The 15,043-nt window shown below is 44.4% G+C and carries 7 protein-coding genes (1 of these 7 only partly in view); 5 read left to right on the top strand and 2 right to left on the bottom strand.

Annotated elements, in window-relative coordinates; all coding sequences use genetic code 11:
- Window positions 1–6 precede the first annotated feature (6 nt).
- Window positions 7–2,013, bottom strand: a complete 2,007-nt coding sequence (locus NO992_RS01480; protein WP_371373795.1) for a winged helix-turn-helix domain-containing protein — start codon at window positions 2,011–2,013, stop codon at window positions 7–9.
- Between the two features lie 150 nt (window positions 2,014–2,163).
- Between NO992_RS01480 and NO992_RS01485 the strand changes: the two genes are divergently transcribed.
- Window positions 2,164–4,422: a DUF5916 domain-containing protein gene (locus NO992_RS01485; RefSeq protein WP_371373798.1), complete on the top strand. Its 2,259-nt coding sequence runs from the start codon at window positions 2,164–2,166 to the stop codon at window positions 4,420–4,422.
- 120 nt (window positions 4,423–4,542) lie between these two features.
- Here the strand turns inward: NO992_RS01485 and fadE are convergent, their stop codons facing one another.
- Window positions 4,543–6,996 carry an acyl-CoA dehydrogenase FadE gene (fadE, locus tag NO992_RS01490; protein ID WP_371373801.1) on the bottom strand — a complete coding sequence of 818 codons (2,454 nt, stop codon included), beginning with the start codon at window positions 6,994–6,996 and terminating at the stop codon, window positions 4,543–4,545.
- 549 nt (window positions 6,997–7,545) lie between these two features.
- Here fadE and NO992_RS01495 point away from each other — a divergent pair.
- The 4 genes from NO992_RS01495 to NO992_RS01510 form a co-directional block, all read left to right on the top strand.
- The gene (locus NO992_RS01495; protein WP_010369380.1) at window positions 7,546–7,866 is read left to right on the top strand and encodes a DUF6419 family natural product biosynthesis protein; all 321 of its coding nucleotides are present in this window, start codon (window positions 7,546–7,548) and stop codon (window positions 7,864–7,866) included.
- An 83-nt stretch (window positions 7,867–7,949) separates the two neighbouring features.
- Complete coding sequence (locus tag NO992_RS01500) at window positions 7,950–9,074, top strand: 4-phosphoerythronate dehydrogenase (protein ID WP_371373806.1); 1,125 nt, start codon at window positions 7,950–7,952, stop codon at window positions 9,072–9,074.
- 37 nt (window positions 9,075–9,111) lie between these two features.
- Window positions 9,112–10,128 (top strand): aspartate-semialdehyde dehydrogenase, encoded by a 1,017-nt coding sequence (locus NO992_RS01505; RefSeq protein ID WP_371373809.1) that lies wholly within the window; start codon window positions 9,112–9,114, stop codon window positions 10,126–10,128.
- 289 nt (window positions 10,129–10,417) lie between these two features.
- Window positions 10,418–15,043, top strand: partial view of a FimV/HubP family polar landmark protein gene (locus NO992_RS01510; protein ID WP_371373812.1) — the 5' portion only. The gene runs 876 nt beyond the window's last position; 4,626 of the gene's 5,502 nt are visible here — the first part of the coding sequence; the start codon lies at window positions 10,418–10,420; its stop codon lies off the right edge, out of view.

Below are 15,043 nucleotides of genomic sequence, written 5' to 3' on the forward strand. Positions count from 1 at the left end.
TAATCGTTAGTTGGCAGCTTCAGATAGGCGAGTCAGTTTCTTTATATCGCCTTCTACACTTTCCATTTTTGCTATGAGTAGATCCCCAAGCGCGTCGATATCGTAGTGCCAAATCAAGTGGCCGACTTTTTTAAGCGTAGGGTTTTGCTCTGGCATCAATGTGAGTTGCCAAATGTAGTCCTCTTTTGACCAAGCGGATTGCCAATAGATGTCGTTGCCGCGAATTCTTAAGTTACTAAATTGATTGGTTTGCTTTTGACTTAGCGCATATTTATTTAACGCTTCCGAGTCGCTTTCGAAGAGCGTCTCGTACTCCAGCAGTAGGTTTTGTTGTAGCACAAACCAAGTTTGCCTTTCGGGGTGATAAAAGACAAAGTCAGCTGTACTGTCATGGCTGCTGATAAGCGCCCCAGACAAGCTGTATTGGTTTAATGTCTCACCGTCATAAGCCCATAGTGTTTGCTCATCTATCCAGCCCATGCTTTTGATAGGCAGACTCAGCTGTGAATTGAACTGGGTGAGTGGGCGTTTTCGGTCGTATATCACTAAATCGTTATCACGGTTTGAGGCCAAATAGCTCAGCTCTGGACTCCATACTAAAAAACCAACGTACTCATGCCCCTGATGAAAGGAAAGCTGACTGATTTTATCATCGCGATATAGATACACCTCGCATACGCCGCTGCGCCTCGACATAAATGCCGTTTCTCCCAAGCTGTTGGTCAGTGGTAAATAATCGATGCTTGAGCTTGAAAATAAGGGGAGATCGTCTCGGTCTTTGATATTAACTTGAAAACTCTCCAATGCTGCGAATATATCGCCGCGATTATCGCTTGAGAAGCTCGTGTATAAGCCAATTTCCGTTTCTTTGATGGCTTGACTGTCACCGTCTCTAAAGTGTCGTGATAGGCTGCCATATTGACTCGCAATCACGGCTTGATGATAAACATCAAACGCAACCGAAGTGACTGGAGCTGACCACTGCAGATGTACCGTGCCATCAAGCGTTTGTAGCCTTGCTAACCGCTGTTTATCTTGAATCAAATAAAAGGTTTTGTCTTGCCACGCTCGAAGGGCCATTTTTAATTGTTCATTGGCTGCCAAAGCAAGTGGCAGCTTAACCATTTGATGGGACTCAAGCCGGTAAAGGTGTGCTGCTTTGGCATTATATTGGCCGAACGTTAAGATGAGCTCTTTGTCATTTTTCCAAACGGGTTTAGTACCAACTTGGCACGGAAGAATTTGCGAGCTATGAAAAAATTGCCCTGCGGCAGTCATAACATGAAGTTGGCAGCCACTACCTTGATATTGCCAAAAAGCCAGCTTGTCTGAGTCGGGACTCCAACTTGGAAAGCTGATCCGCGAATCAAAGCGGTGTTCATTTAATTGAAAGCCTTGTTTGTTGGCAATAATAAGGTGAGTAAAATCTTTTACATAGGCGATGAGATCTTTGCTTTGGTGGGCATCAACGTCAAATTCAAGGCCAAGCTCATGACTGAGACTCGAGGTTTCGTAGCGTGATGGTGTTTTTTCAGTTGGCGTTTGATTAAAAAAGGCGATTGCGCCAAAGCATAGAACCGCCATTGCGACGGCACTGAGTGAGAAAATACGAGACTTGGCGATTACGTTGACTGGTTTTGCCGTATGACGAGTCGCTATTTCATGTCTTTCTAGTGGTGCGATAAAGCGATAGCCCCGCTTTGGGATGGTTTTGATGTAAATCGGGTTTTTAGGGTCATCCCCGAGCACTTTTCGCAGTTTAGTCAGAAGCTGATAAAGGCTATTGGGTTCGACAACCGCGTGTTGCCACAGTTGTTCGGTAAGCCAATATTTCTCTAGCACTTCGTTATGATGCTCAATAAAAAGCGCGAGTAACCTTGCCATTTGTGGCTCAAGTTTTACGGTTTTTTGGCTTTGCCTATGTGTTAGGCAATCTTGCTGGAGATCAAACTGCCAATGTCCAAAACAAATCATCTCTACTTCCTGTGCCTGCACGCCGAGTACCAATTTCAATAATCAAAACCAATTGTTCCCATAACGTTAGCGTTTCTTAAGATTAAGTCAATGTTTATAAAGGTTAAGTCAGCTTTCTTCAGAAAAAGTTAAGAACTTTTTACGGCAAAGTTTGTTGCAATAGCAGGCATAACTCTGAGGAAAGTATGTATGAATAAAAGCAATAAATTTTGGCTCGGTTTAAGTTATCCCATGATGGCAGGCGCTGTACTTGCGGAACCTATCGAGGTTGATGGTAAGTTGAATGAAGCGCAGTGGGGTTCTGCTACGCACTTTGAACAATTTGTTCAGGTTGTGCCTGTAACTTTGGCCTCTGCCAATGACAAAATTACCGCAAAAGCCTTTGCCACTGCTGATGGCGTTTATATTGGTATTAAAAATTTCCAGAATAAAGCCGAGCGCAAGCGACAATTCAATATCCATGACCGCTTTATGCAAGCTGACTTCAATCGGGTAGTTGTGGACTTTTCAGGCGACGGTAGTAGTGCATATCAATTTTCGGTGACATTAGGTGGTGGCTCGCAAGATGGTGTTGTAACCCCAAGCTTAAACGTGGATTACGATTGGGATGGGGACTGGCACTATGCCAATCACATTGACGATACGTATTGGACCACGGAATTATTGATCCCTTGGCATACCGTGTCGTTTCAGCCAGGAGATGAGCACGGGCTTACAAAAATTGGGGTTTCGGTACAGTTGTATGAGCTTAAAAGTAATTTTATCTATGCAAACCATGAGGATACAACAGCAAATAGCGACTTCTTCCTGACCATGCCAAAGATCACAGCACAGATCCCCGCGCATTCTCAATTGGCATTTGTGCCTTACTTTGCGCATCGGGCTCAATTTGCACCCGTAGGCACTTCGCCTTCAGAGCGCCAGCACCAGTCCGATGTTGGCTTTGATTTGTTCTACAAGCCTTCTCATCATCAGAAGGTGAGTCTTGCCGTGAATCCTGACTTTGGTCAGGTGGATATCGATGATGTTGACGTGAATTATTCGGCCGTAGAAACGCTTCGCACTGATAAACGTCCATTTTTCACCCAAGATATCAGCCTGTTTGAAGTTGCTGCACTTGAAAGCACTAAGCTTATTCATACTCGTCGTATAGGGGCATCAAGTGATGACGGTGCTCGTGCAATCACCCCCATAGATGCGGCGCTACGATTTGTACATAAAGGAAAGTCGGTACAATTTGGTACTTTTGCTGTGTCTGAGTCGGACTTTTCGGACGATATTGGTAAGCAGTTTTTTGCAGCAAGAGCTAATTATCGCACGCAAGATTGGCAGGCCGGTGTGCTTGCGACCAAGACAGAACGACCGTTTCTTGAACGCGATGCCATGAGTTATGCCCTTGATGGACAGTATCGTAGTGATACTTGGTCTTTCAAAGGCGCGCTATTACAAACTGAGGTAGAAACACAAAAGCAAAGTGTTACAGGTCAAGGTGTATCGCTAGACGCGGAGTATCAACATTCGTTACAGACGAAGTTCGCTGCGCGCTACTTTGCTGTGGATGACGAATTTGATAACCGTGATCTCGGCTATATGAAACGCAATGATTGGCAGGTGAGCGAGCTTTATGGTGAATACTCGGTGCACCCAAAAGACAGCTGGTTTACCAGATTAAAGCAGTCACTCACACTGAGGCATGAGCAAAATAATGCAGGAACAGGTTTAGCAGCCAGACAAGCATATTTAGCGCAGTTTTTGTTGGCAAATGGTGGTCAGCTCAACCTCGGGCTAGATTATTACACCAGTGGTAAACAAGACAACTTAGGGCGAGGCACTGAGGTGTTTGAGATGCCAAGCCGTGTGGAGTCTCGAGTATTTTATCAAAGCCCTTATGTGGGAGATTTTTCTTGGGCAGCAAGTGTTGAGCTTGACCAAGAAGGAATATCAGGCTCAGCACAGCAATACGCCGTGGATTTGACTTGGATGCCACACTACAACTGGAACCTTAAGTTGAGTAATTTCTTTAGAAGCGGTGATGGCTGGCTGATGGCGAACGGGCAAAACCGCTTGAGTGAATACGACAGAGATGAGTTTTCCAATAAGTTTGAATTTAATGGCCGGATCACCGACAACCTTGAACTCAGTGGTTCGCTACAGTGGACGATACTTGAAGCGCAAAGCAAGACGATTTATCAAATTACCAACGGTGAGCTTCGTGAAGTTCATGCTGATACCAGCTTTGACGACAGGCGCTTAGCAAGCCAGATAAAACTGCGTTATCGCATGGGTGCATATTCAGATATTTTTTTAGTGTATCAGCGAGGAGGTGCAAACTTTTCGACACTTGAAAAGTCGCAAGTAGGGCGCAGAGACTGGTTTGGGAGTGTCGCCGATTTATGGCAGCAACCAGTGCAAGACTTAGTGACGTTTAAGGTGCGATATTTATTTTAAATCACTAGAGCTGTGTTCCCCCGGCTCTAATCTGCCAAGAAAAAAGGTCAGAAAATTCTGACCTTTATATCCACGCTAATTGCTAGGGTAGTATGGATAGCACTACCTAAACAAAAATAGTTATGCTGCGTCTGCTTTACTTGATTCCTTAGTTCTTGCTTTACCGGCAAGTAACTCTTCAGGGTCAAAGTCATCAACGTTGATAACGGCAAGACGTTTTGCTTCAACGGCAGTCAATTTAGCTGCTTCGTCTTCGCTCAGTACACCTGCTTCAAGTCCCATTGCTGCCACTTTATCAAGTTGCATAAACGGTAACTTTTTACCAGTACCACGGCATACCTTTTCAAATAACGGCTCTACGGCAAGAATGTCTTTTAGCGTTTGCTCTTGCTTACCAAGCAAGCACAGCGGCTCATCTTTTAAGTAGATATGTGTTGCAAGGCGGTCACGCGTTTCGCTAGGTACTTGAAGTAACTGAGCAAGTTTGTGCTCCATTTTGTCGGTTGGTTTACGAACCGGACGACCAAATGGGAACAGGACCACTTTCAACAGGCCACGTAATGCAGCAGAAGGCATGTTGTTGATTAAGTCAGCAAGGGCACGTTGACAAAGGTACAGGTGCTCCTGACAAGACCATTGAACAAACGGTAAGTCTTCTTTACGGCGACCTTCATCGTTATAGCGCTTAAGCGTTGCAGAAACTAGGTAAAGGTAGCTTAATAAGTCGCCTAAACGTGCAGAAATACGCTCTTTACGCTTAAGTGAACCACCAAATACAGCCATACAAATATCAGACATTAATGCCAATGATGCACTGTAACGAGCGGCATTACGATAATAAACCGCTGTTTCATCGTTAAATGGTACTTTGGTGAAACGTGCGCCGGTTAGCGCTAACCACTTAGTTCTTACCAAGTTCGACATAGTGAAACCGATGTGACCCATCAAGGATTTATCGAAGCTATCAAGCGCTTCTTGTTTATCTTTGATAGAACAAGCCTCAAGTTCAGCCAGTACAAAAGGATGGCAACGAATAGCGCCTTGACCGTAGATGATCATGTTACGGGTTAGGATGTTTGCACCTTCTACCGTAATTGCAATTGGTGCACCTTGGTAACCACGGCCAACATAGTTGTTTGGACCTAGACAAATCCCTTTACCACCATGAATATCCATGGCATGGATGGTTGAAGCACGCATTTGTTCGGTTAAGTGGTACTTCAAAATGGCAGAAACAACCGAAGGCTTTTCACCTAAATCTACCGCGCCAGTTGACATAGTCACCGCAGCATCGGAGCTATACGCATAGCCACCCAGTTTCGCTAGTGCCTCTTCAATCCCTTCCATCTTACCGATAGGAAGTTTGAACTGGCGACGAATGCGACTGTATGCGCCACTTGCAACTGCAAGGGATTTAATACCACCGGCAGAGTTTGAAGGTAGCGTAATAACACGACCAACCGACAAACACTCAACTAGCATGCGCCAGCCTTGTCCTGCCATTTTTGCGCCACCGATAATGAAATCGAGTGGTACAAACACGTTTTCGCCTTGGGTAGGACCATTTTGGAATGGCACATTCAGTGGGAAGTGACGGCGGCCAATTTTTACGCCAGGCGTGTTTGTAGGAATAAGCGCACAAGTAATACCTAGCTCTTCTTTATCACCTAATAGGCCGTCCGGGTCGCGCATCTTAAACGCCAGACCAAGGACAGTCGCAACAGGTGCTAAAGTAATATAACGTTTGTTCCACGTTAGGCTAATACCTAATACTTCTTCACCTTCCCATTCGCCTTTACATACCACACCAAAGTCAGGGATCGATGAAGCATCAGAGCCCGCTTCCGGTGACGTTAATGCAAAACAAGGGATTTCATCACCCACAGCAAGGCGAGGTAAGTAGTGCTCTTTTTGCTCGTCAGTACCGTAGTGCTGAAGTAGTTCACCTGGGCCTAACGAGTTAGGTACGCCCACGATAGACGAAAGTAAAGTTGATTTACTGGTAAGCTTTTGTAGTACACAAGATTGCGCGTAAGCTGAAAACTCAAGACCACCGTATTGCTTTTTGATGATCATCGCAAAGAACTTGTTGTCTTTTAAGTATTGCCACACGTCTTGCGGTAAGTCAGTCAGCTCGTGTGTTGCTTCCCAATCGTTAAGCATGGCACACACTTCTTCCACCGGACCATCCAAAAACGCTTGTTCTTCAACGCTCAAACGCGGCTTTGGAAACTGATGAAGCTTATCCCAGTTTGGGTTACCACAAAATAGATCGGCTTCCCACCAAGTAGTACCAGCATCAATCGCTGACTTTTCGGTTTCTGACATTGTCGGCGTAACTTTTTTGAACGCTTTAAATGCCGGAGCCACGATGTACTGCTGACGCAGGTTCGTTACTGAAAGCGGAATAACAATCGCTAAGAAAATTAACCAAGATATAATGCCAAATGCACCAGCAAAGGTGCCAACTAGCATTGTAACTGCTGCAATACCTAGAGCAGTATTCCAGCTTGCGCGATGATAGCTTGCTGCGCTGAGCAAGACTAACAACGCGAGAACAAATATAAGTGTCATGTTGTTCTTCCTTATAAGAGGTCTGACCACCCAGTTAGACTAGCTGGTTAACGCTGATATTTCAAGCGTCTTCATACCCTGTATGCGAATTAGTTGATGCCTTGTTGTGACATATTATTTACGTTTTGTACTTAATCTGAGTGTTAAATGAGTCATGCTTCTTATGTCAGTAATTTAAAAGTTATTGATTACATGATTACATGATTACACCCCCAGCTATAACCTGAGAGAATTTTCAACGCTATTAATTACTGATCGATAGTTAAGTGTAATGAACGTAGTGCAATATGACGAAAATGCACATGAAATTTCTTTCAGAGAAGTTCGTTATCTGTGCATTATAATTGCCAAAACTTCATGTCTGATTTGCATTGAAATACACGTTAATGTTTCTACAATTGGGTTAAGCATAGCCACGAAATGGTGCTTTTAAGAATTGCTAAGGAGTAGCAAATGCAGTCCATTTTTTTGGTCGCTATGTGAGTTAGGATATACCGCCACGCCCTAGTGTAGCGGTTGATATTGCTGTCCATGTTAAGGAGAAACAAGATGCAGCAGAGTATTTTTTATCTAGTCACTATTTTGGCCTTCACGGCTATGTTGTCGGCCTTTCACCTCTTTCCTGAAGCGGTAATTTTTAATGTTTTTAGCAGCCTGTTTGCTGCATTACTTGGCTACCGTGCTTATACCCGTTGGGCTTTATTATTGTGTTGTATTAACGTGTTGGCCATGACGTTTTGTCCTTTACTTGATTCAGGAGGTTGGTTAAGTCTTAAGGGAGCGGTCGTTTTTGTATGCTGTGTGATGTTTTTTGCAATAGCCTTTGGTTGCAATAAAACGGTGACACAAAATAAAAGGTTTTATTATTAGTCGCCTACCTTGCCATGTTAAACTCGACTCAGGCGATGTGTTATCGCCTGAGTACTCGAGACAATAGGTGACAGGAAACCCGCATGCGAATATTAGCCGATCAAAATATGCCCTTAGTTGAGTCATTCTTCTGTGAAATTGGTGAGGTAACTCGGTTTGATGGCCGTAGCCTTCAACCTGACGAGCTAAAAAATGTCGATATTCTGTTGACTCGCTCAGTTACTAAGGTCAACAAAGCCCTGTTAGCACAAGCCGATAAACTGAAATTTGTGGGGACTGCGACAATAGGGATTGATCATATTGATACCTCATTGTTGGCCAGCGCCAATATCTCGTTCAGCAGCGCACCGGGTTGTAATGCGATAGCTGTTGCCGAGTACGTGATAAGCGCTTTACTTGCATACGCACAAGAAACCTCCACGCCACTTCAAGATAAAACGATCGCCATCGTTGGTGTTGGTAATATTGGCGCGTGTTTGGCTTCAAAGCTTAAAGGACTTGGTCTTACGATATTATTGTGTGACCCCGTAAGGCAGCAAGCAGGGACATTGGATTCACATATAGCTCTAGATGAAGCCTTAGCTCGCGCGGATATCGTGACATTTCACGTTCCATTAGTTAAGCAGGGCCCGCATAAAACGGTTCATTTACTTGATGCATCGCGGATAGCGGCATTAAAGCCAGGCACGGTGATAATCAATGCAAGCCGGGGAAATGTTATCGATAATCAAGCGCTTTTGCACGCTGTAGAGGAGGGGCACGCGCTCGAGCTGATCTTAGACGTTTGGGAAAATGAGCCGAATATTTTACAGCCATTATTGCAATATACTCGTTTTGCTTCTGTACATATAGCCGGCCACACGCTAGAAGGCAAGGCACGAGGCACGCAAATGTTATATGAAGCCGTATGCCGAGAATTCGATTTACCAGCCTGCAAAACGATTAGTGATTTTCTTCCTAAGCCAAGTGTCACTGGCTGCCAATTGCAAAGCACAGCCAACGAGCAGGATATTGTCAATTTAGCGCATCTTGTTTATGACATTCGTCGCGATGATGGCATCATGAGAAAACAGCTAAACACATTGGGCTTTGATACCTTGCGTAAGGCATATCCCGTGCGCCGAGAATTTAGTACAATTGCAGTTAATGATGACTCACCAATCAGTGAAAAGCTTTACCAACTTGGCTTTTCTGAGCGCAAGAGTTAAGTGCTGTGGTTGGTATATTACAGAATGAGGAAAAATAATGTCGCAAAAATATAATGTTGCGGTACTTGGCGCAACAGGTCTTGTTGGCAAGCAAATTATCGAATTACTAGCGGAACGAAAGTTTCCTGTAGACACATTGTACCCACTCGCGAGTAGCCGAAGCGCGGGTGAAGAAATTGACTTTATGGGTGAAAGAATCGAAGTTCTGGATGTTGAAGAATTCGATTTTTCTAATGCCCATATCGGTTTGTTTTCAGCGGGTGGTGCCGTGTCAGAGAAATATGCACCAATCGCCGCTGAAGCTGGCTGCATTGTGATAGATAACACCTCACATTTCAGATACGACTTTGATATTCCATTAGTAGTTCCTGAGGTGAATAAAGACAGTCTTGCAGATTTTAGAAATCGTAACATCATTGCTAATCCAAACTGCTCTACAATCCAAATGCTAGTGGCACTTAAACCAATTTATGATGCCTATGGCATTGACAGAATTAATGTCTCAACTTACCAAGCGGTATCTGGCGCAGGTAAAGAAGCGGTAGATGAGTTGGCTAAGCAAACTGCAAACTTAATGAATGCAAGACCGATGGAAAACGAAGTATTTAGCAAACAAATCGCTTTTAATGTCATTCCTCAAATTGATGCGTTCCAAGAAAATGGTTACACCAAAGAAGAAATGAAGATGGTGTGGGAAACGCAAAAAATCTTGGGCGATTCGAGTGTTTTGGTTAACCCGACTGCGGTTCGCGTTCCTGTGTTTTTCGGTCATGCTGAAGCCATTCATCTTGAAACGCGCATGCCTTATGATCTTGAACATGTTAAGCAGTTACTTGCTGATGCGCCGGGTGTTGAGCTAATTGAAGACGAAAATGATTACCCAACACCGGTAAGTGATGCAAGTGGTAACGATACCGTCTATGTAGGTCGTGTAAGGCAAGATATTTCACATCCACTAGGCTTAAACTTATGGGTGGTATCAGACAACACTAGAAAAGGTGCCGCAACAAATAGCATCCAAATTGCAGAAGCCCTGATAGAAAGCTATCTATAAGTACCCATTGATATCGCAAAGTAAGCAGAGTTTTGCTTACTTTTCCGCGCTATAACGGCAAACTTCTGCCAAGAAGTTTGCCGTTAAGTCAAATACTTGACTATTCTTCACCTATATCAGCTATTCCAAAATCAGTAAAAAGCATTATAACCATGTTAACTTTCAATACGTTGCAATGGATATTCCAACATATCTGGTTTATAGTTTGCATTTGGAATAGAGCTTGCTTCAAAGCCATAATAATAAAACGTCGTTTAACGGGTGTTAAACATTTGAGTAAAGGATCGGCATGCGCGGTTTAGCCTTATTTAGTATCTTTGTATTCGCACTGATTGCCACACCAGTATATACCCAAGAGGGGGTAGTGCTAAAAGGCCCTAAAGGGGTTGATTATGGGGCTCAAGGTCGGTCAATAGGGCCTATCAGACCCACGGATACATTGTGGCGTATAGCACAAAAAGTGCGACCAGATGACTCGGTCACCATTTATCAGGTGATGAAGGCGCTTTACGATAAAAATCCTAATTCATTTCTAGATAAAAACCTCAACCATATGCAGGATGGGGCGTATTTACGTATTCCTACCATCAATGAAATTCGCAGTGTTAACCCTGAGTTGGCAAAGCAAAAGTCGGATCAAGATGACAAACTTTGGGAAATGAAGCGTAAGGGGTTATTGAATCCAAATGCAATAAACGAAGCCGAAAAAAAGGTTACACAAGCTCGTAAAGTCGATGTAGAAGAAGCAAAAGAAGACCTGACTAATCAACTGCGCTCTTTAAAAATGGAACAGGACATGCGCCTGATGGACTTACAAAAAGAGTTCAAATCCTCGGTGCGTAATGTTGAAGAAATCCTATCCGAAAACAATAAATTAAAACAGCAGCTCGGCGCTATTTCTACTGAACTTCAAACGGTTCGTACCCAACTTGGTAAAGACAGCGAAATCCAGCAACAGCTCAAGGCTGTTATTGACTTGCAAAATGAAATGATTGATCAGCAGGCAGCTCAGGCAAAAGCGCAAGAAAGTAGCGAGTTAAGCACATTCTTTAGCTCACCAGCTGGCATTGCGTTACTTGCCACATTACCGGCACTACTGGCAATTGCTGGATTCGTTATGTTTCTACGCCGAAGAAATCAATCTCAAGCGTCGACAGATGACGACGATTTTCTTCCGCAAACACCATCTGTGGCTGCAGGCGCTGCGGCGGCGGGAGCTGCAACCGCTGCGACTGCATTTGACCCTGAGCCAGACCCACTTGATATCGGAATGGGCGACGATGAAGACGCACTGGGCGCAAGCGTACAGTTAGATGACGATATCTTACCTGAAGACGATGAAATTACCTTTGACTCACTTGATGACGACTTCGATGAAGGAAGTGATACGTTAGACCAAGATGAATTAGATAGCTTACTAAATGAAGATATTTCGTTTGATGATGATCATGACGAAGACTTTATGCAACAGAGCTTTGACGAGACTGGTGATGAAGTTTCGCTTGATGTTGATGATGGCCAAGATATTTTAAGTGACAGCGATCTTGATGATTTGTTCAATGAGTCTCAAGATGAAGAAATTGATGTTAGTGATGATGCCCTTGCAGCCCTGAGCGAGGAACTCGCTGATGAGCAAGCTGGTGCTGTTGCAAACGATGATGATATCGATTCAATTCTTGACGGTGCGCTAGATGAAGAGCCCGAATTTAGCGGCAATTTTGATAGTGAGAGCTTAGTCGATGCCGATGATATCGATGCGCTACTTGATGCCTCTCAAGATGCTGACGATGATGCATTGCCTGATTTTGAGGAACCAAGCACTGAGCTTGCGGGTGATGATATTGATGCCCTGTTAAATGAAGTGCAAGACGATACGTTAGCTGAAATTAACGAAGAGTCAGATATGCTCGACGGTGATGATATCGATGCTTTATTGGATGAAGCGCAGGAAGATACGTTGCCGGAATTAGAGGAAGAATCCGGTGATCTTGCTGGTGATGATATCGATGCTTTATTGGATGAAGCGCAGGAAGATACGTTGCCGGAATTAGAAGAAGAATCCGGTGATCTTGCTGGTGATGATATTGATGCTTTATTAGATGAAGCGCAGGACGATACGTTGCCGGAATTAGAAGACGAGTCCGATGATCTAGCTGGTGATGATATCGATGCTTTATTGGATGAAGCGCAAGAAGATACGTTGCCGGAATTAGAAGACGAGTCCGATGATCTAGCTGGTGATGATATCGATGCTTTATTGGATGAAGCGCAAGAAGATACGTTGCCGGAATTAGAAGAAGAGCCTAGTGATCTTGCTGATGACGATATTGATGCTTTATTGGATGAAGCACAGGACGATACGTTGCCGGAATTAGAAGACGAGTCCGATGATCTAGCTGGTGATGATATCGATGCTTTATTGGATGAAGCGCAAGAAGATACGTTGCCGGAACCGGAAGAAGAGTCCGATGATCTAGCTGGCGATGATATTGATGCTTTATTGGATGAAGCGCAAGAAGATACGTTGCCGGAACCGGAAGAAGAGTCCGATGATCTAGCTGGCGATGATATTGATGCTTTATTAAGTGAAGCGCAGGAAGATAAGTGGCCGGATCTTGAAGAGGAAGGTAGTGAGTCTACAGAGGACGAGCTCGATGCATTAGTAGACGAAGTACCAGAAGACGCATTACCAGAACTTGAAGAAGAAGTTGGTGAGCCTGCAGATGACAATCTAGATGAGTTACTAGACGAATCTGCAGAAGATACGTTGCCGGAGCTGGAAGAAGAATCTGATGAACTTGCCGATGACGAACTCGATGCATTAGTTGACGAAATACCAGAAGATGTTTTGCCAGAGCTGGAAGAAGAATCTGATGAACTTGCCGATGACGAACTCGATGCATTAGTTGACGAAACACCAGAAGATGTTTTGCCAGAGCTAGAAGAATCTGATGAATTGGCCGATGACGAGCTCGATGCATTAGTTAACGAAACACCAGAAGGTGTGTTGCCAGAGCTGGAAGAAGAATCTGATGAACTGGCCAATGACGAACTAGATGCATTAGTTGACGAAATACCAGAAGATGTTTTGCCAGAGCTAGAAGAAGAATCTGATGAACTGGAAAATGACGAACTCGATACATTAGTTGACGAAACACCAGAAGATGTTTTGCCAGAGCTTGAAGAAGAATCTGATGAACTGGAAAATGACGAACTCGATGCATTAGTTGACGAAATACCAGAAGATGTTTTGCCAGAGCTGGAAGAAGAATCTGACGAGCCTGAACTGGGGTCTGAACAGCATTTAGCAGAGTCTGAGCAAACGGAGTCAGGACACTTGTCTGGTATGTTGGATGAAGAGGATGCTATTCCTGAATCATCTGAAGAACCGGTGGAAGATACATTACAGTCCGATCTAGCCAATGAAGCAGATTTTAGTGATGAGAATGTTCAAGCTGACGACGACAGTGAATTTGAAGATCCTGATTTAAAAAGTGTTGATGAGCTATTACAGGAGCTTCAAGCCGAAGAACAGTTTGAGTTGGATGCTGAACTTGAAGACGACTTTTCGGATGAAGAAGTTGAAATTGAGCTGGGAGATGATCCACTTAATGACGAAGTGGATTTACTGGCAGAAGAAGAGTTTCTTGACGAAGAAGATCTGCAACCAAGCGCAGAGCTAGATAGTTACCCTGAGCTGGAACTTGGCGAAAAGCTTGAAACTACTGACTCGCAAAGCGAAACTGAAAAAGCACTATCAGAAGCATTATCCAATGACGCTCAATTTGATATAGAGGATGGGCTTGATGACGATCTTCTCGACGATGAAATCTCTGGCTTTGATGAAGATAATTTACCTGAATTTAGTGCGGATTTCGACGAAGATACCTTGCTTGAAGACGAGCCTGAAGCGCCGGTCGAAGCAGCAGAAAGTGATACACTTGAGTCTGAGCCTGAGCTTGAAATCGAAGACGAGCTACCAGAGTTAACTGCGGATTTCGACGAAGAGACTTTGCTTGCTGATGAGCCTCAAGCACCAGTCGAAGAAGCAGAAAGTGATACGTTTGAGTCTGAACCTGAGCTTGAAATCGAAGACGAGCTGCCAGAGATAACTGCAGATTTCGATGAAGAGGCTTTGCTTGAAGACGAATCTGAAGCGCCGCTCGACAAAGCTGAAAGTGATGCGCTTGAGTCTGAACCTGAGCTTGAAATCGAAGACGAGCTGCCAGAGTTAGCTGCAGATTTCGATGAAGAAACCTTGCTTGAAGACGAACCTGATGCGCCAGCCGAAGAAGCTGAGAGTGAAACGCTAGAGTCCGAGCCAGATCTGGAAATCGAAGACGAGCTGCCAGAGTTAACTGCAGATTTTGATGAAGAGGCTTTGCTTGAAGACGAGCCTGAAGCGCAGGTCGAAGAAGCAGAAAGTGACACGTTTGAGTCTGAACCTGGGCTTGAAATCGAAGACGAGCTACCAGAGTTAACTGCGGATTTCGACGAAGAGACTTTGCTTGCTGATGAGCCTGAAGCGCCGCTCGACGAAGCTAAAAGCGATGCGCTTGAGTCTGAACCTGAACTGGAAGTTGAAGACGAGCTACCAGAGTTAACTGCGGATTTCGACGAAGAGACTTTGCTTGAAGACGAGCCTGAAGCGCCGGTCAAAGCAGCAGAAAGTGATACGTTTGAGTCTGAACCTGAACTGGAAGTTGAAGACGAGCTACCAGAGTTAACAGCAGACTTTGATGAAGAGACTTTGCTTGCTGATGAGCCTGAAGCACCAGTCGAAGAAGCTGAAAGTGATACGCTTGAGTCTGAACCTGCACTGGAAGTTGAAGACGAGCTACCAGAGTTAACAGCAGACTTTGATGAAGAGACTTTGCTTGCTGATGAGCCTGAAGCACCAGTCGAAGAAGCTGAG

Source organism: Pseudoalteromonas sp. DY56-GL79, from assembly GCF_041414765.1.
In the GTDB taxonomy this organism is placed as follows: domain Bacteria; phylum Pseudomonadota; class Gammaproteobacteria; order Enterobacterales; family Alteromonadaceae; genus Pseudoalteromonas; species Pseudoalteromonas piscicida.

What these genes read in the sequence shown, in the direction of transcription:
- fadE (WP_371373801.1), bottom strand. Translation starts at nt 6,996, where the DNA reads ATGACACTTATATTTGTTCTCGCGTTGTTAGTCTTGCTCAGCGCAGCA.
- NO992_RS01495 (WP_010369380.1), top strand. Translation starts at nt 7,546, where the DNA reads ATGCAGCAGAGTATTTTTTATCTAGTCACTATTTTGGCCTTCACGGCT.
- NO992_RS01485 (WP_371373798.1), top strand. Translation starts at nt 2,164, where the DNA reads ATGAATAAAAGCAATAAATTTTGGCTCGGTTTAAGTTATCCCATGATG.
- NO992_RS01500 (WP_371373806.1), top strand. Translation starts at nt 7,950, where the DNA reads ATGCGAATATTAGCCGATCAAAATATGCCCTTAGTTGAGTCATTCTTC.
- NO992_RS01505 (WP_371373809.1), top strand. Translation starts at nt 9,112, where the DNA reads ATGTCGCAAAAATATAATGTTGCGGTACTTGGCGCAACAGGTCTTGTT.